The organism is Sphingopyxis macrogoltabida (genome assembly GCF_001307295.1).
GTDB lineage: Bacteria > Pseudomonadota > Alphaproteobacteria > Sphingomonadales > Sphingomonadaceae > Sphingopyxis > Sphingopyxis macrogoltabida_B.
On sequence record NZ_CP012700.1, the window covers coordinates 2,654,615 to 2,676,179 of the forward strand.

19 protein-coding genes are annotated in these 21,565 nt (G+C 66.0%); 1 reads left to right on the forward strand and 18 read right to left on the reverse strand.

The features are described 5' to 3' along the window. Positions 1–3: 3 nt before the first annotated feature. The 17 genes from AN936_RS12495 to AN936_RS12575 form a co-directional block, all read right to left on the reverse strand. Positions 4–945 (reverse strand): cell division protein FtsQ/DivIB, encoded by a 942-nt coding sequence (locus AN936_RS12495; protein ID WP_054588448.1) that lies wholly within the window; start codon positions 943–945, stop codon positions 4–6. Then, positions 942–1,868 (reverse strand): D-alanine--D-alanine ligase, encoded by a 927-nt coding sequence (locus AN936_RS12500; protein WP_054588449.1) that lies wholly within the window; start codon positions 1,866–1,868, stop codon positions 942–944. The genes AN936_RS12495 and AN936_RS12500 overlap by 4 nt, the downstream gene beginning before the upstream one ends. Continuing rightward, a complete protein-coding gene (murB, locus tag AN936_RS12505; protein ID WP_054588450.1) occupies positions 1,865–2,797 on the reverse strand; it encodes a UDP-N-acetylmuramate dehydrogenase in 933 nt (310 codons plus the stop codon). Before murB ends, AN936_RS12500 begins: the two co-directional genes overlap by 4 nt. Beyond that, positions 2,794–4,224 carry a UDP-N-acetylmuramate--L-alanine ligase gene (gene murC / locus AN936_RS12510; RefSeq protein WP_054588451.1) on the reverse strand — a complete coding sequence of 477 codons (1,431 nt, stop codon included), beginning with the start codon at positions 4,222–4,224 and terminating at the stop codon, positions 2,794–2,796. Before murC ends, murB begins: the two co-directional genes overlap by 4 nt. Continuing rightward, a complete protein-coding gene (gene murG / locus AN936_RS12515) occupies positions 4,224–5,408 on the reverse strand; it encodes an undecaprenyldiphospho-muramoylpentapeptide beta-N-acetylglucosaminyltransferase (RefSeq protein ID WP_054588452.1) in 1,185 nt (394 codons plus the stop codon). Before murG ends, murC begins: the two co-directional genes overlap by 1 nt. 10 nt (positions 5,409–5,418) lie before the next feature. Next, on the reverse strand, positions 5,419–6,657 hold the full coding sequence (locus tag AN936_RS12520; RefSeq protein ID WP_173585657.1) for an FtsW/RodA/SpoVE family cell cycle protein: 1,239 nt from the start codon (positions 6,655–6,657) through the stop codon (positions 5,419–5,421). Between the two features lie 133 nt (positions 6,658–6,790). Then, the gene (gene murD, locus AN936_RS12525) at positions 6,791–8,095 is read right to left on the reverse strand and encodes a UDP-N-acetylmuramoyl-L-alanine--D-glutamate ligase (protein WP_054588454.1); all 1,305 of its coding nucleotides are present in this window, start codon (positions 8,093–8,095) and stop codon (positions 6,791–6,793) included. Then, positions 8,092–9,162, reverse strand: coding sequence for a phospho-N-acetylmuramoyl-pentapeptide-transferase (mraY, locus tag AN936_RS12530; protein ID WP_054588455.1), 1,071 nt, complete (start codon positions 9,160–9,162; stop codon positions 8,092–8,094). The genes murD and mraY overlap by 4 nt, the downstream gene beginning before the upstream one ends. Beyond that, positions 9,162–10,538 (reverse strand): UDP-N-acetylmuramoyl-tripeptide--D-alanyl-D-alanine ligase, encoded by a 1,377-nt coding sequence (locus AN936_RS12535; protein ID WP_054588456.1) that lies wholly within the window; start codon positions 10,536–10,538, stop codon positions 9,162–9,164. Before AN936_RS12535 ends, mraY begins: the two co-directional genes overlap by 1 nt. Next, entirely contained in the window at positions 10,535–11,974 is a 1,440-nt protein-coding gene (locus AN936_RS12540) for a UDP-N-acetylmuramoyl-L-alanyl-D-glutamate--2,6-diaminopimelate ligase (protein WP_054588457.1), read from the reverse strand. The genes AN936_RS12535 and AN936_RS12540 overlap by 4 nt, the downstream gene beginning before the upstream one ends. Further along, positions 11,974–13,668, reverse strand: coding sequence for a peptidoglycan D,D-transpeptidase FtsI family protein (locus AN936_RS12545; RefSeq protein ID WP_054588458.1), 1,695 nt, complete (start codon positions 13,666–13,668; stop codon positions 11,974–11,976). Before AN936_RS12545 ends, AN936_RS12540 begins: the two co-directional genes overlap by 1 nt. A 6-nt stretch (positions 13,669–13,674) precedes the next feature. Beyond that, on the reverse strand, positions 13,675–14,283 hold the full coding sequence (locus AN936_RS12550) for a hypothetical protein (protein WP_054588459.1): 609 nt from the start codon (positions 14,281–14,283) through the stop codon (positions 13,675–13,677). Further along, positions 14,277–15,281, reverse strand: a complete 1,005-nt coding sequence (gene rsmH / locus AN936_RS12555) for a 16S rRNA (cytosine(1402)-N(4))-methyltransferase RsmH (RefSeq protein ID WP_054588460.1) — start codon at positions 15,279–15,281, stop codon at positions 14,277–14,279. The genes AN936_RS12550 and rsmH overlap by 7 nt, the downstream gene beginning before the upstream one ends. Beyond that, entirely contained in the window at positions 15,278–15,784 is a 507-nt protein-coding gene (locus AN936_RS12560) for a division/cell wall cluster transcriptional repressor MraZ (RefSeq protein WP_234715552.1), read from the reverse strand. Before AN936_RS12560 ends, rsmH begins: the two co-directional genes overlap by 4 nt. Before the next feature lie 272 nt (positions 15,785–16,056). Further along, positions 16,057–17,226 carry a Gldg family protein gene (locus AN936_RS12565; protein ID WP_054588461.1) on the reverse strand — a complete coding sequence of 390 codons (1,170 nt, stop codon included), beginning with the start codon at positions 17,224–17,226 and terminating at the stop codon, positions 16,057–16,059. Continuing rightward, complete coding sequence (locus AN936_RS12570; RefSeq protein WP_054588462.1) at positions 17,223–17,618, reverse strand: hypothetical protein; 396 nt, start codon at positions 17,616–17,618, stop codon at positions 17,223–17,225. The genes AN936_RS12565 and AN936_RS12570 overlap by 4 nt, the downstream gene beginning before the upstream one ends. Continuing rightward, on the reverse strand, positions 17,615–18,601 hold the full coding sequence (locus AN936_RS12575) for a cysteine synthase A (protein WP_054588463.1): 987 nt from the start codon (positions 18,599–18,601) through the stop codon (positions 17,615–17,617). The genes AN936_RS12570 and AN936_RS12575 overlap by 4 nt, the downstream gene beginning before the upstream one ends. Positions 18,602–18,797: 196 nt before the next feature. Here AN936_RS12575 and AN936_RS12580 point away from each other — a divergent pair, with 196 nt between their 5' ends. Further along, positions 18,798–20,930 carry a TonB-dependent receptor gene (locus tag AN936_RS12580; RefSeq protein ID WP_054588464.1) on the forward strand — a complete coding sequence of 711 codons (2,133 nt, stop codon included), beginning with the start codon at positions 18,798–18,800 and terminating at the stop codon, positions 20,928–20,930. Positions 20,931–20,981: 51 nt separating this feature from the next. On the opposite strand, the gene AN936_RS12585 is transcribed toward AN936_RS12580, so the two are convergent. Continuing rightward, complete coding sequence (locus AN936_RS12585; RefSeq protein ID WP_149037659.1) at positions 20,982–21,548, reverse strand: hypothetical protein; 567 nt, start codon at positions 21,546–21,548, stop codon at positions 20,982–20,984. Positions 21,549–21,565 lie beyond the last annotated feature (17 nt).

Genomic DNA, 21,565 nt, shown 5'->3' on the forward strand with positions numbered 1-21,565 from the left:
ACCTTATCCCTTCTCCGCCGCGCTTGCCGCGGCGACGGCATCGACCGCGGCGCGCGCATCGTCGAGCTTCGCGGGCGCCACCTGTCCTTCGTGCGGCAGGCGTAGCACGAACCGTTCGGGATCGCGCATGTCGAAACGCAATATGCCGCGCCCGAGCAGGCGGTTGGCGCCGTCCATATGCGCGAACTTCGCCAGCGCCGCCTTCGCTTCGGTCTCGCCCTCAGGGAGCGACAGCGTTTCGCCGCTGCGGAAGCGGAGGTCCCAGCGGCGATTGCCGACCCAGGTCGCCCCCGCGAGCAATTCCTTGAGGCTGCTCGCTTCGGCCAGCAACCGGTCGAGATCCTGCGAACGCTGGTTCGCCTTCGGCCCGATGACCAGCGGCAGGTCGGGCATCGTCGCGACCGATACGGGTTCGAGCACGACACCCTTTTCGTCGATCAGCGACAGCCGGTTGTTATGCTGCCAGATCGCCGCCGGGGTGCGTTCGACGATATCGACGACCAGCGTGTCGGGAAGCCGCCGCGACACGCGCGCATCCTTGATCCAGCCATAGCGCATCAGATCGTGGCGCACTTCGGCGATATCGACCGCCGCCATCGAGCGGTCCCTTTGCGCCAGCGCGATGTCATAAACCTTCAGCCGGTCGATGCGGTCGGCGCCGACAACCTCTACCTTTTTGACCTGGAAGCCGACGCGGCCGACCGCCTGCGCCCATTCCTCATTGACCTTCGCCGTCACCCCGGTCGCATGCGCGGCAAGGCCGAGCACTGCGGCGAGGCTGAGCCCGATCGTCCAGTTGGCGATTTTCTGCAGCCGCTGCGGGCTGACCGGCAGCGCATTGATCAGCGCGTTGACGCGCGAGGTCTTGATCGTCTTGCGCTTCTTCGGCGCGCGCGCCGGTCGCCGTGGCGGCGCCTTGGCGCGCTTGATCTTCGTACTGCTCATGACAACGCTTCCCCCACGATGCGTTCGACGAGTTCGGCATAATCCATGCCGACGGCGCGCCCCTGTTCGGGCACCAGACTGAGCGGCGTCATGCCGGGCTGGGTATTGACCTCGAGCAGAAAGATACCCGCGAGGCCATGTTCGTCGTCCCAGCGGAAGTCGGAGCGCGACGCGCCCTTGCAGCCGAGCAGACGATGCGCCTGCAGCGCGAGGTCCTTCATCCGCTGCGCGACATCTTCGGGCACGTCCGCCGGGCACACATGCTCGGTCAGGCCGTCGGTATATTTGGCGTCATAGTTATAGAAGCCCGACTTCACCCGCAATTCGGTGACGGCGAGTGGCGTATCGGCGAGCACCGCGACGGTCAGTTCGCGCCCCTTGATGAAGGGTTCGGCGAGCAGGCGGTCGAATTCCTGCCACGGCCCGACGGCGTCGCGCGCGATCGGGTTGCCGTAATTGCTGTCGTCCCGGACGATCGCGACGCCGACCGAAGAGCCTTCGTTGACCGGCTTCAGAACATAGGGGCGCGGCAGCGGGTCGATCGAGAAGAGGCTTTCACTGTCGACCATCGTCCCCGTCGGCATGGGGATACCATGCGGGACGAGCGCCTGCTTCGTCAATTCCTTGTCGATCGCGATCACCGAGGTGACGAGCCCGCTGTGGGTATATTTGAGCCCCATCAGGTCGAGCATGCCCTGCACCGTTCCGTCCTCGCCCGGGACGCCGTGGAGCGCATTGAACACGACGTCGGGTTTCGCCTCGGCCAGCCGCAAAGCGACGTCGCGGTCCATGTCGATGCGCGTGACCTTGTGGCCGCGACTTTCGAGTGCGTCGGCAACGCCTTTGCCGCTCATCAGCGACACTTCGCGCTCTGCCGACCAGCCGCCCATCAGGACAGCCACATGCCACGGACCCCGGCTCACTTCGCCACTCCCACATTCTCCTTTGGCGCTCCGGCAAAGATGCCTACGCGCTGAATCTCCCATTGCAGTTCGATGCCGCTCTTCGCTTTGACGCGGCGGCGGACTTCCTCGCCGAGCGCCTCGATATCGGCGCTCGTCGCCTCACCCGTGTTGATGAGGAAATTGGTGTGCTTTTCGCTGACCTGCGCCCCGCCGACGGCAAAGCCGCGACAACCGGCCTCGTCGACAAGCTGCCACGCTTTGTGCCCGTCAGGGTTCTTGAAGGTCGAGCCGCCGGTTTTCGAGCGCAGCGGCTGCGACGCCTCGCGGCTCGCCGAGATGCGGTCCATTTCGGCCTGAATAGCGGCAGGCTCGCCGGGGCGGCCGCGGAAGGTCGCGCCGATCACAACCGCGCCCTCGGGCAATTCGCTGTGGCGATAGGTGTAGCCGAGGTCGGCAAGCGGCAGCGTCCGCTGCTCGCCCGAACGCAGCACGACGTCGCAATCGATCAGGATATCCTTGACCTCGCCGCCATAGGCGCCGCCGTTCATGCGGACAAAACCGCCGACGGTGCCGGGGATCGAGCGCAGGAACTCCATCCCTGCGATGCCCGAGTCGCGCGCGGTCGATGAAACGAGGATGCCCGACGCGCCGCCGCCGCAGCGCAAGGTCGTCGCATCGATCGCCTCGACCTTAGCGAACGCCTTGCCGAGCCGGACGACGACGCCCGGAAAGCCGCCGTCGCGAACGATCAGGTTCGACCCGAGGCCCAGCGCCATCACCGGGATCGCGGGGTCGAGATCGCGCAGAAAATCGGCAAGATCGTCGGCATCCTTCGGCTCGAGCAGCCAGTCGGCGGGGCCGCCCGACTTGAACCAGACGAGCGGTGCCAGCGGCGCCTGTGCCGTCAGCTTGCCGCGCACGGCGGGAAGAGTCTCGGCGACGCTCATGCCGCCTCGACCGCCGCGGCGAGACCCGCAGCCATCTTCGTAATATCCCCCGCGCCGAGACAGATCACCATATCGCCCGCGCCAAGATCGCCGGCCTTGATGCTCGCGGCGATGCTCGCGGCAAGCGCACCCGCGTCGGCGACGACATTGGCCTGCCGGTGCCCGCGATCGCGCAGCCCCTGCACCAGCTCATCCGACGAGACGCCGTCGATCGCGCTTTCGCCCGCCGCATAGACCGGCAGCGCCAGCACCATGTCGGCGTCGTTAAACGCCTGCTGGAAATCGTCCATATGGTCGCGCAGCCGGGTGAAACGGTGCGGCTGGACCACGGCAACGACGCGTCCGGCCCCGGCGCCCTCGCGCGCCGCCGACAGCACGGCACGGATCTCGACCGGATGGTGTCCGTAGTCGTCGATGACGGTGACGACACCCTCCCCGGTCACGATCTCGCCGACCTTGGTGAAGCGGCGTTTGACCCCGGCAAAGCCCTTGAAGCCCGAAGCGATCTTGTCGTCCGAAACCCCCATGTGCAGCGCGACCGCGATCGCCGCGAGCGCATTCTGGACATTGTGGCGGCCCGACATCGGCAGGTGAATGGCCTCGATCGTCCGGCTGTTACCGTCGCGGTCGCGCACGACGACGTCGAAGCGGTTGCCGTCGGGCCCCGGCGTCACATTGGTACCGCGCACGTCGGCCTGAGCGGAAAAGCCATAGGTGACGATGCGGCGGTCGCGGATGCGCGGGATGATCGCCTGCACCTCGGGATGATCGAGACAGAGCATCGCGGCGCCATAGAAGGGCACATTCTCGATAAACTCGACGAAAGCGTCCTTGATCGCGTCGAAGCTGCCATAATGGTCGAGATGTTCGGGATCGATGTTGGTGACGACCGCGATCGTCCCGTCGAGGCGCAGGAAGCTGCCGTCGCTCTCGTCGGCCTCGACCACCATCCAGTCGCTGGCGCCGAGGCGCGCGTTCGACCCGTAATTGTTGATGATGCCGCCGTTGATCACCGTGGGGTCGATCCCGCCCGCGTCGAGCAGCGCCGCGACAAGGCTCGTCGTCGTCGTCTTGCCGTGCGTCCCCGCGATCGCGACCGTCGATTTGAGCCGCATCAGTTCGGCGAGCATCTCGGCGCGGCGAACCAGCGGAATGCGGTGTGCGAGCGCGGCCTCGACTTCGGGATTGCCGCGCTTGACCGCGGTCGAGGTGACCACCACCGCTACGCCGTCGACGTTCGATGCCTCGTGCCCGATCGCGACCTTGATCCCGCGTTTCCTGAGGCCCTCGACGACATAGCTGTCGGCGATATCGCTGCCCTGCACCTGATAGCCGAGGTTGTGCATCACCTCGGCGATGCCCGACATGCCGATCCCGCCGATGCCGATGAAATGGATGGTGCCGATGTCGGTCGCAACGCCGCGCATCATTCGCCTCCCGCGCGCGTGGCGGCGACACCGGCGGCGACCGCGGCGCTACGCGACGATGCGCCGACGCGGATGACGTCCATCATCGGCGGCGCGGCGAGCGATTCGACAAGGTCGGCAAGGTCGGGCGTCGCATCGGGCAAGCCGCAGCTTGCAGCGCGTTCGGCCGCATCTTCCAGCGCACCGGGTTCAAGCGCCATGCGCTGGATGTGCTTGGCGACCTCGCCGGCCTTGAAATCGCCTTGCGCAAAGGCGATCGCGCCGCCCGCCTCGACCATGTCGACGACATTATAGGTCTGGTGATCGTCCATCGCGTGCGGATAGGGAACGAAGATCGCCGGCCGGCCGGCGCAGGCGAGTTCGGCGACCGTCGACGCGCCCGCGCGCGCGATGACCAGATGCGCCCAGCGCAGCCGCTCGGGGAAATCGGTGATGTACGAAGCGCATTCGGCGGCCACGCCCAGTTCGGCATATTTGGCGCGCACCGTCTCCAGATCGTTCTCGCGGCACTGCTGGACGACCTGCAACCGGTCGAGCAGCGCGCGCGGCAACATCGCGATCGCGGCGGGAACGACCTCGCTCAGCACCGTCGCCCCGAGACTGCCCCCGACTACGAGTAGGCGGAATATGCCGTCCTCGGGCAGCGGCGGGAAGCCGTCGTCGCGGATCGCGATAATCTCGTCGCGCACCGGGTTGCCGGTGATGTGCAGCTTGGCCTCATGTCCCGCCGGAAAACGCTGGATATTGCGATAGGCGACCGCGACCGCGTCGACGCGCGGCGCCATCATCCGGTTGACTCGGCCAAGCACCGCATTCTGTTCGTGCAGCACGCGCGGCCGCCGCGTCGCGCCCGCTGCGAGCAGGCTGGGGAGCGAGGGATAGCCGCCGAAGCCGACGACGACCGCCGGATCGAATTCACCGATCAGGTCGATGGCCATGCGGCGCCCCTTGCGGATCGCCAGCGCCGCCTTCAGCCAGCCGACGGGGCCGCCGGAGACCCGGCCGGCAGGAAGGACATGCGTTTCCAGTTCGGCGGGAGCGCCCGGAATTTTCAGCCCGCGATCGTCGCTGACCAGCGCCACGCGGTGGCCGCGCGCGATCAATTCGCCGGCAAGGGCGTAGGCAGGCAGCATATGTCCCCCCGTCCCGCCGGCGGCGAGCAGGAAGTGGCGCGTTGCTGTCATGTTTGGGCGCTCATCTTTTGTTCCAGTTGCGGGTCATCGATACCCGCGCCGCATAGGGGTTTCGCCGGGTCAGCGACAAGAGCAAACCCATGCCCATCGACAGCGCGAGGAACGAAGAGCCGCCATAGCTGATGAACGGCAGGGTCATGCCTTTCGACGGAAAGAGCTGGGTGTTCACCGCCATGTTGATCGTCGCCTGCCCACCGAACTGTGCGATCAGCCCCGCGACCGCGAGGATCAGGAAGCTGTCTTCCTCGTCGAGCAGGCGGACGAGAACGCGGACGATGATCGCGAGATAGAGGATCGCGATCGCGATGCACGCGATCATTCCGAATTCCTCGCCGATGACCGAGAAGATATAGTCGGTGTGCGCTTCGGGGAGCTGGAACTTCGCAAGCCCCGCGCCGGGACCGGTGCCGATCAGCCCGCCCGCGGTCAGCGTCGCATGCGCCTTGTCGACCTGAAAGCTGTCGCCCTCCGCGAACAGCCAGATGTTGATCCGCTGCTGCGCGACCGGATAGAAGAAATAGGCGAGCACGATGCCGGCGAGGCCGGCCCCCGCAAGCATCCCCATGATCCGCATCGACAGGCCGGCGACGAGCACCAGCACGAACCACGTCGCGGCGAAGATGATCGTCTGGCCAAGATCGGGCTGCCCCATCAGCAGTAACGCAATCACCCCGGTCAGCACGAAGGAGAGCGGCACCACCGGCAGGCTCTGGTCATGCAGCCGCAGCGAAAGGATCCACGCGAGCGACACCGCAAAGAAGGGTTTCAGGAATTCCGACGGCTGGAGGCGAAGCACTCCGCTGCCGAGCCAGCGCTGCGCGCCGTTGACCGACGTGCCGACGAGCGGGACGAGGAACAACAGCACGAGGAAGACCACCGTACCGTAGATGGCAAAGCGCCGCGCCTGCGGCTTCGGCAGCATCGACACGGCAAGCATGACGGGGACGCCGACCATCACCCACATCAATTGGCGATAGAAATAATAGAGCGGGTCGAGGCTGGCAGTTGTCGTGGACAATTTCTGTGCCGCGACCGGCGATGCCGCAGCGACCGCGACCAGCCCGACGGCGATCAGCATCGACACCAGCAACAACAGCACGCGGTCGATTTCCCAGAACCACAGCCCCAGCGGCGTGCGGTCGGCGCGGCTGAGCCGCGGCCCGCGGCGCTTGACGGTGCGGGTTGTGGCGATGACCGGCCGTTCCGACGTCGCGTCCATATTGTCCATTCCCCCGCTCATGCCCCAAATCCTGGCAGCGTCAAACGGCGTTTCCCCTCTTCCGCTCGCATCGAGCGAAGTCGAGATGCCCCGAAGGCGCACACGGCCGATGGGCGTCTCGACTTCGCTCGACGCGAACGGGGGTGGAGGAGCATCATGTGCCGAGCCCCTTGACCAGCCCACGAAAAACATCGCCGCGCTGCTCATAATCCTTGAACTGGTCGAACGACGCACAGGCCGGCGACAGCAGGACGATATCGCCGGGCCCCGCCGCCGCGGCGGCATGCGCGACGGCGGTCGCAAGGTCGCCCGACCGGTCTACCGGGATGGCATCGCCGATTTCGGCCGCGAACGGCTCCATCGCCTCGCCGATCAGATAGGCGCATTTGACATGCCCGAACCAGGGACGACAGGCCTCCAGCCCATCGCCTTTAGCCTGTCCCCCGGCAATCCAGTGCAAACGCTGGTCCGGCGCCGGCGGGAAAGCCGCGAGCGCCGGTGCAGCGGAAGCCGCGTTGGTCGCCTTGCTGTCGTTGTACCAGCGGGCGCCAGCGGCTTCGCCGACCAATTCCATGCGATGCGGCAGCGCCTTGTACGTCGCGAGGCCGCGTTCGATCTGTTCGTCGTTCAATCCCAGCACGCGGCACACCGCGATCGCACACACCGCATTCTGGGCATTGTGCGGCCCCTGCAGCGCGGGCCAGCGGGCCTGGTCGGCGGGATCGATATCCTTGCCGGAAACTCGATGGAGGCGGTGGTTGATACGGCTGGCGATCGCTTTCGACGGGCCGTCATCGACCGCGACAATCGAAACCTGATCGCGATGCTGCAGCCCGAACAGCCGCGCCTTCGACGCGGCATAGCCCTCGAAACCATCATAACGGTCGAGATGGTCGGGAGTGATATTGGTCAGCACCGCGACGTCGCAGGCGAGGCTGTGCGACAGGTCGATCTGGTAGCTCGACAGTTCGAGCACATAGACCCCGCCTTCGGGCAGCGGATCGCGCGACAGGATCGGCAGGCCGATATTGCCGCCCATCAGCGTGGGGATACCCGCGCTTTCGAGCATATGGGTAACGAGCGCGGTGACCGTCGACTTGCCATTGGTGCCGGTGATGCCGACGACCTTGTGCGGCGGCAGGTCGGCGCGCGCTTCGGCGAACAATTCGATATCGCCGATCACCGGCACATGCGCCTCGCGCGCGTGCGCGACGATCGGATGGCGGTTGAGCGGTACGCCCGGCGACACGACGACGCCCGCGAACCCGATCAGGTCAACCGCCAGCGGGTCGCCGATGTCGGCGTTCAGCGCCATCGCCTCGTCGCGCGCGGCCTCGCGGTCGTCCCACGCGGTAACGCCCGCACCGCTGGCGACGAGCGCCTCGACGGTCGCCAGACCCGAGCGCGCCAGTCCCAGCACCGCATAGCGGCGGCCGGCAAAGGCGCGCGAGACGATCACCGCAGCTTCAAGGTCGCGAGCCCTGCGAGCGCGAGGACGATCGAGACGATCCAGAAACGGATGACGACGGTGGATTCGGGCCAGCCGAGCTGTTCGAAATGGTGATGGATCGGCGCCATGCGAAACACCCGCTTGCCGGTGCGCTTGTACCAGAAGACCTGGATGATCACCGACAGCGCCTCGACCACGAACAGCCCGCCGATGATGACGAGCACGAGTTCATGCTGCGCGGTCACCGCGATCGTTGCCAGCGCGCCGCCGAGCGCAAGGCTGCCGGTGTCGCCCATGAACACCGCGGCGGGGGGCGCATTGAACCACAGAAAGGCCAGACAGGCACCGATGATCGCGGCGGCGAAGATCGCCAGCTCGCCGGCGCCCGGCACATGCGGGATGCCCAGATATTCGGCGAACTTCACGTTACCCGACAGATAGACGATGACCAGAAACGCCAGGCTGGCGATGATCACCGGGAAGGTCGCGAGCCCGTCGAGCCCGTCGGTCAGGTTCACCGCATTGCCGAAACCGACGATCAGCACCATGGCAAAGACATAATAGAAGGGCCCGAGCGGAATATAGACGTCGCTGAAAAACGGGAGATACAGGTCGGTACCGGTGCGCGAAACGATCAGCAGCACCGCGACCCCGGCGATCACGAACTCGATCAGCAACCGCACGCGCCCCGGAATGCCGCGGTGGCTCGACTTGGTCACCTTGTCATAATCGTCGAGAAAACCGACGATCGCGAAACCGCCGGTCACGAACAGGCACGCCCAGACGAAACGATTCGACAGATCCATCCACAAGAGCGCGGAGATCATCAGCGAAATCAGGATCATCAGCCCGCCCATCGTCGGCGTGCCCTTCTTCGCGAGATGGCTTTGCGGGCCGTCGTCGCGGATCGGCTGACCCTTGCCCTGCCGCATGCGCAGCATCAGGATGAAACGCGGGCCGATCCACAGGCCGATGATCAGCGCGGTTGCAACCGCAGCGCCCGACCGGAAGCTCAGATAGCGAATGAGGTTGAGCACCCCCGGAAAGCCAAGCCATTCCGCCAGCCAGTATAACATCAATAATCCCCGTTGGTCAGCGCCGTCACGATATGCGACAGGCCAACGCTGTTCGACCCCTTGACCAGCACGGCGTCGCCGGCGCGGATCAATTCGCCCAGCCGCTCCTTGGCGGCTTTGTGGTCGGCCACATGCGCGAAATCGATGCGCCCCTCAAGCGCTTTGGCGAGCGGCGCCATCTCTTCGCCGACGAGCAAGGCAAACTGCACCCCGGCCGCGACGAGCGGAGCGGCAAGCGCCGCATGATAGGCTTCGCTGCCCGCACCGAGTTCGCGCATCGCGCCCAATATCGCGACGCGGCGCCCGGCGGATTCGCTGCCGAACTGCTCTATGGTCGCCGCCATCGAGGCCGGGTTGGCATTATAGCTTTCGTCGATGACGAGGATATCGCCGCCGGAAACCCCGACCCGATGCCGCGCCCCACGTCCTGCGAGCCCCGCCATCTCGGCGAAGGCCAGTCCCGCAGCAGGCAGGTCGCCGCCGACGGCTTTTACGGCAGCGAGCACCGCAAGCGCGTTCGAAACCCAATGCGCGCCCGCCTGCGCAATAGTAAAACAGAGGAGCGCATCCTGCACCTGTGCCGTTACCAGCGAACCGCCCTGCCCATCGGACAGCCAATCGACCGCGCGCACGTCGGCGCCGTCGCCGAGGCCGAAGCTCACGACGTGCGCCGCGTGCCGCTCGGCCTTGGCGCGCAGCCGCGCATAATGCGGACTGTCGAACGGCACGATCGCCGTGCCGCCGGGCTCGAGCCCCTCGAAAATCTCGCCCTTCGCGTCGGCGATCGCTTCCTCGCTGCCGAAAAATTCCATGTGTGCGGGGGCGATGGTGGTGACGATGGCGACGTGCGGACGGACCATCCGGGTCAGCGCGGCGAGTTCGCCGGCATGGTTCATCCCCATTTCGAACACGCCATAATCGGCGGTCGAGGGCATGCGTGCCAGGCTGAGCGGCACGCCGACATGGTTGTTGTAACTTTTGACCGAGCGGTGCGCCTTGCCGGGGCGGAAACGGTCGAACGCGGCGAACAAGGCTTCCTTGGTCCCGGTCTTGCCCGCCGACCCGGTAACGCCAATGATCCGGCCGTGACTGCGCGCGCGCGACGCAATGCCCAGCGCGTCCAGCGCGGCGGCGCTGTCGGCGACGCGGACGTGCGGATGGTCGATCGCCGTTTCGCAGACGATGCCGGCCGCGCCCGCCGCGATTGCCTTGTCGATGAACTGGTGCCCGTCGGCGAACTCGCCCTTCATCGCGATGAAGAGATCGCCCTTCGTCACCTCGCGCGAATCGAAAGCGACGCCCTGCACGGTGAAATCGGCGCTGGCGTCGCCGCCGGTGGCCGAAGCGATGGCGCGCGCGGTCCACAGCGGGTTCATGCCGCCTCCTCGCGCGCGACCGCGACGTCGTCGAACGGGATGACGCGCATCGCGTCGCCGCGACCCACAATCTGGCCCTGCTCGTGCCCCTTGCCTGCAATGCAGACGATATCTTCGGCGCCAGCCTCCGCGATGGCCGCAGCAATCGCGGCGCGGCGGTCACCGATATTCTGCGCATTGGGCGCACCCTCGGCAATCGCGGCGCGGATCAGCGCGGCATCCTCCCCGCGCGGATTGTCGTCAGTGACGATCGCAAGGTCGGCCTTGGCGGCGGCAACCCGCCCCATCTCCGGCCGCTTGGCCTGATCGCGGTCGCCGCCTGCGCCGAAAACGAGGATCAGCCGCCCTGCCGCATGCGGCCGCAGCGCGTCGAGCGCCGCTTCGATGGCGTCCGGCGTGTGGGCATAGTCGATATACACGGGCGCGCCGGCCTTGGTAATCGCAGCGCGTTCGAGGCGCCCGCGCACCGGCTGGAGGCGCGCGAGATTGGCCAGCGTCTGGCCGACATCGCCGCCCGTTGCGATGACCAGCCCTGCCGACACCAGTGCATTGGCCACCTGATAGGCCCCGATCAGCGGCAGATCGACCTTCCAGGTCGCGTCTCCGGCCGCAATCACCAGCGATTGTCCCAGTTGCGTCGGCTCACGCGAGACGAGGCGCAGATCCGCACCTCCTGCCCCCACCGTCACCAGCCGCACGCCGCGCGCTTTCACCGCATCGATTACCGCCGGCGAATATATGTCGTCGGCCCACACCACTGCGGTTCCATCTGCCTCGACGACTTCGGCGAACAGCCGCAGCTTGGCGGCGAGATAGGCCTCCATCGTGCCATGGTAATCGAGATGGTCGTGGCTGAGGTTGGTGAAAGCCGCCGCCTTCACCTTCAATCCCTCGGTGCGATACTGGTCGAGGCCATGGCTCGATGCCTCGAACGCCGCGTGCGTCACGCCTTCGGCCGCGAGGCCCGCCATATTGCCGAGGAAGGTCACGATGTCGGGGGTCGTCAGCCCGGTGGAGGCGCTGTCCTGCGACGTCGTGATACCGAGCGTCCCGATCGATGCGGCGTTGAATCCGGCCATCCGCCACAACTGGCGCGTCATCTCGACGGTCGAGGTCTTGCCGTTGGTGCCCGTCACCGCAACGCAGGTCGCGGGAAAGCGATGGAAGAAGCGCGCGGCGATATGCGCAAAGGCGCGGCGCGGATTCGCGTCGGCGACATGCACCGCGCCATCGACCTTGGCTTCGGGCCGCGCGACGACCGCAATCGCCCCCGCCGCAATCGCCTCTGCAATGAAATTCTCGCCGTTGAACTTTTCGCCGACAAATGCGCCGAAGATCGTTCCCGGCGCGACCTTGCGATGGTCGATGGCGAGCCCGGTCACCACCGGGTCGGCGCCTGCCAGCCTTTGATCGTCGAGCAGCGCCGCCAGACGCATTACTCCTTTTCCCCGTTTTTCCACAGCAAGGGGGTGAGTTCGGACACGTCGACGTCGCGCGTTTCGTCGGGGAAGACGCCAAGCATCGGCCCGGCGCGCATGACGACCTTCTTGACGACCGGCGCCGCAGTATAGCCCGCGGTGCGCTGACCCGAACTGAAGGCATTGCCCTTGGGCTCGTCGATCATCGCGAGCACGACATAGCGCGGATTGTCCATCGGGAAGGCGGCTGCAAAGGTCGCAACGACCGACGTACGGTTATAGCCGCCGACGCCCGGCTTTTCGGCGCTGCCCGTCTTGCCGCCGACCCGGAAACCCGGCGCGTCGGCCTGGCGCCCGGTGCCGTCGGAGACGATCAGGCGAAGGAGCTGGCGCATCCGCGCGCTCGTCGACGCCTTGAAGACGCGGCGCCCCTGGGGCGGCGCCTTGTCGCCGAGCTTCATCAGCGTCGCCGGGCGCCAGATGCCGCCGTTAACCAGTGCGGCATAGGCGCTGGCGAGGTGCAGCGGCGTGACCGCGATGCCATGGCCATAGCTTGCCGTCATCGTCGTGACGCGGCCCCAGTCCTTGGGCCAGAGCGGAAAGGCGCGTTCCTTGAGTTCGATATGCGGCCGGCCGTCGAATTCGAGATCGCGGAACAGATGCTCCATCTTCTCGCGGCCAAGCTGGTCGCCGATCTGTGCGGTGACGATGTTCGAGCTGTGGATCAGCGTTTCGGGCACGTTGAGCCAGCGGCCCATGCTGTGCGAATCGCGGATCTTGAAACCGGCGATGGCGAGCGGCTTGGTCGCGTCATAGCGCTTGGCCATGCTCGTCACGACGCCATTGTCGATCGCGGCGCCGATGGTCAGCGGCTTGAAGGTCGAACCGAGCTCGTAAAGATTATAGGTCACGGCGTTGCGCCGCGTCATGGGATCGCTGCCGGTCAGTTTGTTCGGGTTGAACGTCGGCAGCGACGCCATGGCGAGCACTTCGCCCGAATGCACGTCGAGAATGATCCCCGCGCCGCCGATCGCCTCGAGATTGGTCACCGCATTGCCGAGTTCGCTTTCGAGCACGCCCTGCACGCGCGCGTCGATCGACAGCGCCATCGGTTCGCCGCGCGTCGCCTTGTTGACGAGGCGATCGTCGAACGCGCCTTCGACCCCGGTAACCCCATGTCCTTCGGCATTGGTGAAGCCCAGGACGTGCGCCGCCAGCGAAAGCTGCGGATAGAGGCGTTCCTTTTCGCGCGGAAAGTCGAAGCCGACATCGCCGATCGCGTTCACCGCAGCGACCTGATCGGGCAGCGCACGGCGGCGAATATAGGTCGGGCGCGGCCCGCTGAGCTTGGCGAGAAATTCCTCACGCGGCGTGTCGGGGAAGATCTTGACCAGCTCGTCGGCGAGATATTGCCGGTTGTTGAGCAGCTTTTCCGGAACGACGCGGATCGAATAGCCATCGATCGTGCGCGCGAGCGGCACGCCGTTGCGATCGACGATATCGGCGCGCGCAGGCACGAACGCCGACGACCCGGATCCGCGGCCGGTCGACGTATCGAAAACCGCGAAATAGAGCAGGCGCATCGACACGAGAAAAAATGCCGCCATGAACAGCAGCATCAGGATCATCAGTCGCTGCTGCGCGGTCAGCAATATCTGCTGCCGCACCCCCGCGGTACGTACCCGGGCCGGACGGACGACCAGCGTGTTCATTGCGGCTTACTGCCCTCCCATCGCTTCGCGCGCCGCGGCGCGCTTGAGGTCCGCGAGCGTCGATTCGGCGAGGAGCTGGTCCTCGATCATCTTGAGCTGTTCGCGGCGGCGGGTCGGCGCGAGGCGCGGCGCCGCGTCGCTGCGTACGTCGTCGCCGCGAATATCGGCCTGCGCGAGCTGCACGGGCTTCGCGGCCGACGCCTTGACCGCTTCGGGCTTCGTTTCGGCCTTTGCCGGTGTGCCAACTGCCGGCGTGCCAACGGGGCTGACCATCGCCATCAGCACCGGCGCGACCTCGTTCGCACCGCGCGCGCGCGGCAGGCGGTCGAGCGAGGCGAGCTGGCGCTCGTTCGACAGGTACTGGTCGGCGGAGGGAGCCGAATAGCCAAATGTGTCGGCGTTCCACTGTTCGAGCTGGCGCATCGAGGCGCGCACCGCGAGTTCGGATTCGAGGTAGCGGATATTGTCGCGCGTCCGCTCGATCTGGCGGTTGATCTTCGCCAGCTCGCTGCGCGTCGCCGCGACCTTCAGCGACACGGGATACAGCATCATCGCGATGATGAGCACGAGGAGCACGAGACCGATACCCTGGAGCTTGCGAGCCGCCATCAGCATGAGATTGCCTCCTTGTCCGTCGATTCACCCATGGAACGAGCGGGCCACGCCGGAGCCGCACTCCGCACCGCGCTCCGAAGCGTTGCCGAGCGTGCACGCGGATTGCGCGCCTCCTCGGCCTTGCCCGGCCGCACCTTGCGCGCCGGGGTCTCGAAAGTTGCGGCCCGCGCCGCAGTGGTCGGCGCGGGCCGGTGGCGCGAACCGGCGGCATCGCCTCCGCTCCGTTCGCGCAGGAAATTCTTCACGATGCGGTCCTCGGTGCTGTGAAAGCTGACGACCGCCAGCCGGCCGCCGGGCCGCAGCACGCGCTCGGCGGCGGCGAGACCCGCCGTCAGCTCGTCGAGTTCGCCGTTGATATGGATGCGGATCGCCTGAAAGCTTTTCGTCGACGGGTCTTTCGGCGCGCCCGGCGGGTGGCGCAGCGCCTTGCGGATCACGGTCGCGAGTTCGCCGGTGCGGCTGAGCGGACGCGCCGCGACGATCGCGCGCGCAACGCGGCGCGACTGGCGCTCGTCGCCATAATGATAAAGCACGTCGGCGATCTCGGCTTCGTCGGCGCGGTTGAGCCAGTCGGCGGCGCTTTCGCCCTCCTGCGCCATGCGCATGTCGAGCGGACCGTCCTTCTGGAACGAAAAGCCGCGCTCGCCCTGGTCGAGCTGCATCGACGACACGCCGATGTCGAAGGTGATGCCGTCGACCGCATCGATGCCACGCTCGGCAAGCAGCCGGTCGATCTCGCCGAAGCGGCCGTGGACCAGCGTCAGCCGGCCGTCCGCTTCCGCGACGAGCGCCTGCCCTTCGGCAATCGCATCGGGGTCGCGGTCGCAGGCGACAACGTCGGCCCCCGCCGCAAGCATCGCGCGCGTATAGCCGCCGGCGCCGAAGGTCGCATCGACATGGCGCTCGCCCGGGGCGATGGCGAGCGCGGCGATGACTTCTTCGCGAAGGACCGGATCGTGGCGCGGATCGCGCGGGAGTTCGGGGGGAAGCCCGGTCATTTCCGCCCCTTCCCTTTCGCCGCATCCCATGCGGCGGCGAGGCGCTGGAGCACCGGGTCCGCGTCGGCACATTCGGCCAGCGTCGGCAGCCACCAGATTTCGAGGCGGCGGCCCGAGCCCACAAAAGCGGTCGCGCCGGCATCGCCGACGCGGTCGCGGTGGATGAAGCTGGGGAGGAAGCGGCCACTGTCGTCGAGCGTATAGGGCTCGGTATAGCTGAAGCGCTTCTTGAACTCGGCATCCTCGTCGAAATCGAGGTTGCGCAGCCGCGCGGTTTCGCGGTCGCGTTCGATCTCGCCGTTCAGGCGGTCGTACTGATCCTGACCATAGGCGACGAGGCAGGGCAGCTTTTCGTGAAAACCGACCCAGAGCACGCGCTGGCCGTCCGCAGTGAGGGGCACATTGTTGCGGAACTGAGAGGGGACGGCGATGCGTCCCTTGCCATCGATCGCGGCGAAGTTGGTGCCAGCATATTGACCGGGCGTCACAACCGCCATCGCCATGCCCCCCTGTCCTGCGCGCCACCGGGCAAAACTTCCCCTGCCCCGGAATCGCGAAATTCCGAAAAATAGGACTCAGGTGGAGATTGCCCCTCTCCGATCCCTGCCTATCAACTATAGATCGGGGTGGAAAGGGGTAATTTAGGGTAAAATAGGGAATCTACCCCCTATTCATCGCAAAATCGGGGTCGGATCGTCGAAATGGGGGCCCGGTGGTCGAGCAACGGGCAGGTCGGTTCGGGGCCGGTCGGGGAAAAGCCACCCTGAATGCCGGATCAATCGTCATTCGAGCGAATCCACAGGGGACGCAGCGCCACGCCATCCCCGGCCGTTCCGTCCCACAGGCGGGCGGCCAGCCAGTCCATCGTGTCGGCACGGCGGAGATGCGGCGCACCCGCGACCAACGGCTGCCACAGCGGAGCGAACAGCAGGTCGGCGTCGCCGACGAGCCACGCCTCGCCGGCGCCGATCCGGCACAAGGCGACACGGCGGCCGCCATAGGCCTGGCAACCCGGCGGCAATCTGTCGAAGCGCCCGGCACTGAACAGGCGGAGCCGGGCACCATCGACATCGACCGCCACGGCCTGCGTTTCGCCAACCGGCGAAGCACCGAGCGTCGCGCCCCAATGATCGAGCAGCGGCGTGAGCAGACTGGTCACCGGCGGGTTGCGCGGGTCACCCAGGGGATACTGCATAGGCCATCCCGACAGCGCATCGGCAAGCACCACCGCCCGGCCGCCGCCGCGAACAAAGGCATCGATCGCGACCAGTTCCTGCGGCGCCAGCGCGCGCGGATGCGCGACAAGCAGCGTACTGCCACGCGGCGGAACATCATCGACGAGACTATCGACGAGCTTGACGGAGCCGGAGACCTCGAGCCGTGCCAGCGCGGGATCGTCGCGCGCTCCCTCCGCAATCATCGCGGCGATGTCGCCGCCGCTGGTCCAGCGCAGCGGCAGCCCGGTGAGCATCGTCGCGGGAGGAGCAGCCGGGGCGGCGGCGAACGGGCGATACAGAAATGACAGCAGCGCATGTCCCGCTGCAAACCAGCAGAACATCAACGCCAGCGCCGCCAATAGCCGCAACGCCCTTCCCCTCGCGCGCCACTGCGCGAAGGCATCGGCCGCCCATGCTGCGGCGACACCGGCCAGCAGCACCGATGCCAATTGCGCCCAACCCGCAGAACCGGCGAGCGACAGCGACAGCAAGGTCTGCGCCGCGAATAGAATCGCCAGCGCCGTCAGGATCGTGCGCCGGCGCACCCTTGCCGCCTCGCGACGTTGCCACCAGGCGAGCAGAAGCATGGACGGCGCCAGCAAGGGAATAGCCAGCGCGGGGTCGATGCGGCCAAGCCAATATTGGCCGCCCGCGATCCACGCGAGCATGAGCGCCAGCAGCGCGGTGGCCAGCGCGCGCAGCAACGGCCGGCGCGTGCGTGCCGTCATTGTTTCGATTGGCGCGCCCGGGCGAGTGCGGGATCGGGTTCGAGATCGGGAACCGTCGTCGCTGCCGGCGCCGAGGGTGCCGCCTGCGGCACCTTCACCGGCGTCAGCGCATTTTCATCCTTCGAAACCGGCTGAACGCCGAGTTCCTCGAGCGGCGCGCTACCACCGCTTTTCGTCTGCTCGCCCGGCATTTTCACGGTCGGGTCGATCGCTGCGCTCTGCGCCGCATTTTCGCGCGCACGGTCGCCGATCAATCCCGCCATACCGACGAGCAACAGCACCGTCAGCACCCCGGCGATGCCGATCTGCAACCGCCGCATCGAGTCGTTGACGGGCGCCGCAGGCGTCCCGGGCAACGCCTCGATCTTCGCTTTGGGTATGCCGCCGTTCATGCCGCCGTTTCCGTTTCCGCCAGGCCTTTGCTCGCCAGCCATTCGGGGTTGTAGAGCGTGGACAGGTAACGAAACCCGCTGTCGCAAAGGATGGTTGCAATGCGCCTGCCGGGGCCGAGCTGCCGCGCGAGCGCCATCGCCCCCGCAACATTGATCCCCGACGACAGGCCGAGGCAAAGCCCCTCCTCGTCGAGCAACTGGCGCACGACTGCGAGCCCTTCGGCGTCGGAGATGCGGAACTGGGTGTCGATCGGCGCGCCTTCGAGATTGGCGGTGATGCGGTTCTGGCCGATGCCTTCGGCGACGCTCGTCCCTTCGGGCTTCAATTCGCCGCACTGGTAATAATTATAGAGCCCGGCGCCATGCGGGTCGGTCAGCGCGATGGTGATCTTCTCATCCCTTGCCTTCAGACCTAGCCCTGTTCCCGCGATCGTGCCGCCGGTCCCCGCCGCGCAGGTGAAGCCGTCGATCCGGCCGTCCATCTGCGCCCAGATTTCCTCGGCGGTGCCGAAAATATGCGATTTGCGGTTGGCGATATTGTCGAACTGGTTCGCCCAGATCGCATTGTCGGTTTCCTCGGCGATGCGGCGCGAGGTGTGGACGAAATGGCCGGGATTGGCGAACGGCGCGGGCGGAACGAGCACCAGTTCGGCGCCGAGCGCGCGGATCGTCGCCATTTTTTCCGCGCTCTGGTTGTCGGGCATGACGATGATCGTCTTGTAACCCAGCGCATTGGCGACGAGCGCAAGGCCGATGCCGGTGTTGCCCGCCGTCCCCTCGACGATCGTGCCGCCGGGCGCCAAGCTGCCGTTCGCCTCGGCATCGTGGACGATATAGAGCGCCGCGCGATCCTTCACCGATCCGCCGGGGTTGGCATATTCGCACTTGCCCCAGATTTCGCAGCCCGTGGCTTCGCTCGGCCCTTTGAGCAGCACGAGCGGGGTATTGCCGATCAGGTCCAGACTGTTTTGCGCAATGGTCATGCGCCTGATCTAGGGCGGCGCCAAGGCGGCTGCAAGACAGCTTCGTTTGCCCCGCGCCATCTTCGCCTTTGTCGACCAACGGAGCACGGACGCCGACGAACGCCCGGTCATGAGCAATCGAAGGGGTTGCCATTGTAACAGTATATCATTACTGGACCGCCCGACAGCTCTTCCCAAGCAACAGGATTTTTCACCGATGCGTCTGCTTTCCACCGCCGGCTCCAGTCTCGCCGTCGCCCTTGCCGTCCTCGCCTCGCCTGCCATCGCGCAGGACCGGCGCGGCGCCAGCAACGACGACGTTCACACCGGCGAACCGATTGTCGTCACCGCACCTTATGTGCGCAGCCTCGATATTCTCGGCAATGTCTCGGTGCTCGAAGGCGACGAACTGGCGCGCGACATTCGCGGGCAGATCGGCGACACGCTCACTCGGCAGCCCGGCGTGTCGGCGACCAGCTTCTCCCCCGGCGCCTCGCGCCCCGTGCTGCGCGGCTTTTCGGGCGAGCGCGTCCGCGTGCTGACCGACGGCATCGGCTCGATCGACGCCTCGAACACCTCCGCCGACCATGCGGTCACCATCGATCCGCTGACCGTCGAGCGTATCGAAATCCTCCGCGGCCCCGCGGTGTTGTTGTTCGGCAGCCAGGCGATCGGCGGCGCGGTCAATATGTTCGACCGCCGGATCCCCCGGAAAGTGCCGGCCGACCATGTCCATGTCGATGCGATCGGCGGCTATGCCACCGCGGCGAACGACCGTAACATCGGCAGTTCGATCGATGTCGCGCTGAGTTCGCAGATCGTGGCGCATCTCGACGGAAGCTGGCGCAAGACGGGCGACGCCCGCACCGGCGGATTCGTCTATGCTCCCGATATCCGTGGCGACCTGCTCCATCTTGCCGAACATGAAGTCGAGGAAGGCCATCTCGACGAAGCGGCCGAACTGACCGCGCAGGCGGGCAAGCGCGGCAAGATCGACAATACGCAAAGCGAGACCTGGACCGCCGGCGGCGGCATTTCGCTGATCAACGACGGCGGCCAGCTTGGCATTTCGATCGGCTATTTCGACACCAATTACGGCGTGCCCGACCGACCGAACACCGAACATGACCATGGCGGCGAAGAAGAAGAGGGCGGCCACGAGCATGGCGAGGGGTCCGTCACCATCGGCATGAAGCAATGGCGCGCCGACCTGCGCGGCGAGGTCGAACTGGGCGACGGCTTCTTCGATAAGCTGCGGATCCGCGCGGGCTTTGCCGATTACAAGCACACAGAATTCGAGGGCGAAGAGGTCGGCACCATCTTCACCAACAAGGGCGTCGAAGGCCGGATCGAACTGGCGCAGAGCGACCGCGGCGGCTGGCGCGGGGCGAGCGGCGTGCAGTACAGCCACCGCGATTTCGACGCGGTGGGCGAAGAGGCGTTCGTGCCGCGGAACCTGACCGACCAGTTCGCGCTGTTCACACTGCAGGAATATACCGCGGGCCCGCTCGGGCTCGAAGCGGCGGCGCGGTACGAAAAGACAAGCGTGCGTGCGCAAACGGTCGGCTTCGACCGCAATTTCGACAGCTTCTCGGGCGCGCTCGGCGCAACCTACGATGTGTTCGACGGCGCCAAGATCGGGGTTTCGGTGTCGCGTGCCGTTCGTGCACCGTCGGCCGAGGAACTGCTCTCGAACGGTCCGCACATCGCGACGCAGAGCTATGAGGTCGGCAATCCGAACCTCAAGCGCGAAGCGAACTGGGGCGCCGAAGCCTCGTTCAAGATCAAGACCGACGCGTTCAACCTCAGCCTGACGGGCTATTCGAACTGGTTCGACAATTTCATCTATTCGGCCGCGACCGGCGCCGAAGAGGACGAACTGCCCGTGTTCCAATATTTCCAGCGCGATGCCCGCGTCTATGGTTTCGAGGCCGAGGCGAGCGCGCGGCTGGCGCAGATCGGCGGCTTCAACATCGTCGGCGACGTGACTGCCGACATGACCCGCGCCAAGATCAAGAATGCCGGCCTCGACCGCAACGTGCCGCGCATTCCGCCGCTGCGCATCCTCGGCGGGATCGAAGCGCAGAGCGAACGGGTCGATGCGCGGGTCGAGGTCGAATGGACCGACGACCAGACGCGCACCGCGCAGTTCGAGACGCCGACCGACGGCTTCACGCTCGTCAATGCCTCGCTGAGCTGGCGCCCGCTTCCCGATACGAAGAACCTGACATTGAGCCTGTCGGCGAACAATATCTTCGACGTCGAAGCACGCCGCCACGCGAGCTTCACCAAGGATTATGTGCCGCTGTCCGGCCGCGATCTCCGCCTCACCGCGCGGGCGAGTTTTTAAGCCGATTCAATGAATCGAGCTAAGCCGATTCAATGAATCGAGCATCGCTAGCTATTGACCTAATGCCTTGCGCGCATTCCAATAGATGGGTGTAACGACGACATAGATTCCGACCTGTTCAAAGACTTTCCCGTCCAGTTGATCGAGACCGACTCCTCTAGCAAGATAGGCTGTACGGACGTCAGCAAGGCGCTCGTCTAAAGCAATGCCTATGAAATCGGCGTTGGTTCGACCGGGACCGAAATCGAATATCTTATCAACCAGATCAAAAGATACTCCAATCTCTTTAGCCTGAGCCATCACCCATTCACGCATGATCCGAGCGTGACTGTAGTCGAAATAGTGCGACGATTCCTCTCGATCCACACTCTGCTTGGCCGCACAGTTAGTGATGACCTGCCAAAAGCGGGCCGCTAGGGCATCCTTTTTCTCTGCCGCTACAGACTCTTGTCCTTCCCTCATTGAACGGACCGTCGTCTCGACGATCGACGCTTTCAATTCGGGGGCAGCGGTGCGGGTAATACAATCCAGCTTTTCACCGTCTTGTGCGGCGGCCATCGTAGGAAACGCCGCCGCAGCAAGCAACGAGCCCGACAAAATAGATTTCAACATCGCCATTCCTAGCGCCCCGTCCA

Coding starts and splice junctions, on each gene's coding strand:
- AN936_RS12495 (WP_054588448.1), bottom strand. CDS start 945: ATGAGCAGTACGAAGATCAAGCGCGCCAAGGCGCCGCCACGGCGACCG.
- murB (WP_054588450.1), bottom strand. CDS start 2,797: ATGAGCGTCGCCGAGACTCTTCCCGCCGTGCGCGGCAAGCTGACGGCA.
- murC (WP_054588451.1), bottom strand. CDS start 4,224: ATGCGCGGCGTTGCGACCGACATCGGCACCATCCATTTCATCGGCATC.
- murG (WP_054588452.1), bottom strand. CDS start 5,408: ATGACAGCAACGCGCCACTTCCTGCTCGCCGCCGGCGGGACGGGGGGA.
- AN936_RS12520 (WP_173585657.1), bottom strand. CDS start 6,657: ATGAGCGGGGGAATGGACAATATGGACGCGACGTCGGAACGGCCGGTC.
- mraY (WP_054588455.1), bottom strand. CDS start 9,162: ATGTTATACTGGCTGGCGGAATGGCTTGGCTTTCCGGGGGTGCTCAAC.
- AN936_RS12535 (WP_054588456.1), bottom strand. CDS start 10,538: ATGAACCCGCTGTGGACCGCGCGCGCCATCGCTTCGGCCACCGGCGGC.
- AN936_RS12540 (WP_054588457.1), bottom strand. CDS start 11,974: ATGCGTCTGGCGGCGCTGCTCGACGATCAAAGGCTGGCAGGCGCCGAC.
- AN936_RS12545 (WP_054588458.1), bottom strand. CDS start 13,668: ATGAACACGCTGGTCGTCCGTCCGGCCCGGGTACGTACCGCGGGGGTG.
- AN936_RS12550 (WP_054588459.1), bottom strand. CDS start 14,283: ATGCTGATGGCGGCTCGCAAGCTCCAGGGTATCGGTCTCGTGCTCCTC.
- rsmH (WP_054588460.1), bottom strand. CDS start 15,281: ATGACCGGGCTTCCCCCCGAACTCCCGCGCGATCCGCGCCACGATCCG.
- AN936_RS12560 (WP_234715552.1), bottom strand. CDS start 15,784: ATGGCGATGGCGGTTGTGACGCCCGGTCAATATGCTGGCACCAACTTC.
- AN936_RS12565 (WP_054588461.1), bottom strand. CDS start 17,226: ATGACGGCACGCACGCGCCGGCCGTTGCTGCGCGCGCTGGCCACCGCG.
- AN936_RS12570 (WP_054588462.1), bottom strand. CDS start 17,618: ATGAACGGCGGCATACCCAAAGCGAAGATCGAGGCGTTGCCCGGGACG.
- AN936_RS12575 (WP_054588463.1), bottom strand. CDS start 18,601: ATGACCATTGCGCAAAACAGTCTGGACCTGATCGGCAATACCCCGCTC.
- AN936_RS12580 (WP_054588464.1), top strand. CDS start 18,798: ATGCGTCTGCTTTCCACCGCCGGCTCCAGTCTCGCCGTCGCCCTTGCC.
- AN936_RS12585 (WP_149037659.1), bottom strand. CDS start 21,548: ATGGCGATGTTGAAATCTATTTTGTCGGGCTCGTTGCTTGCTGCGGCG.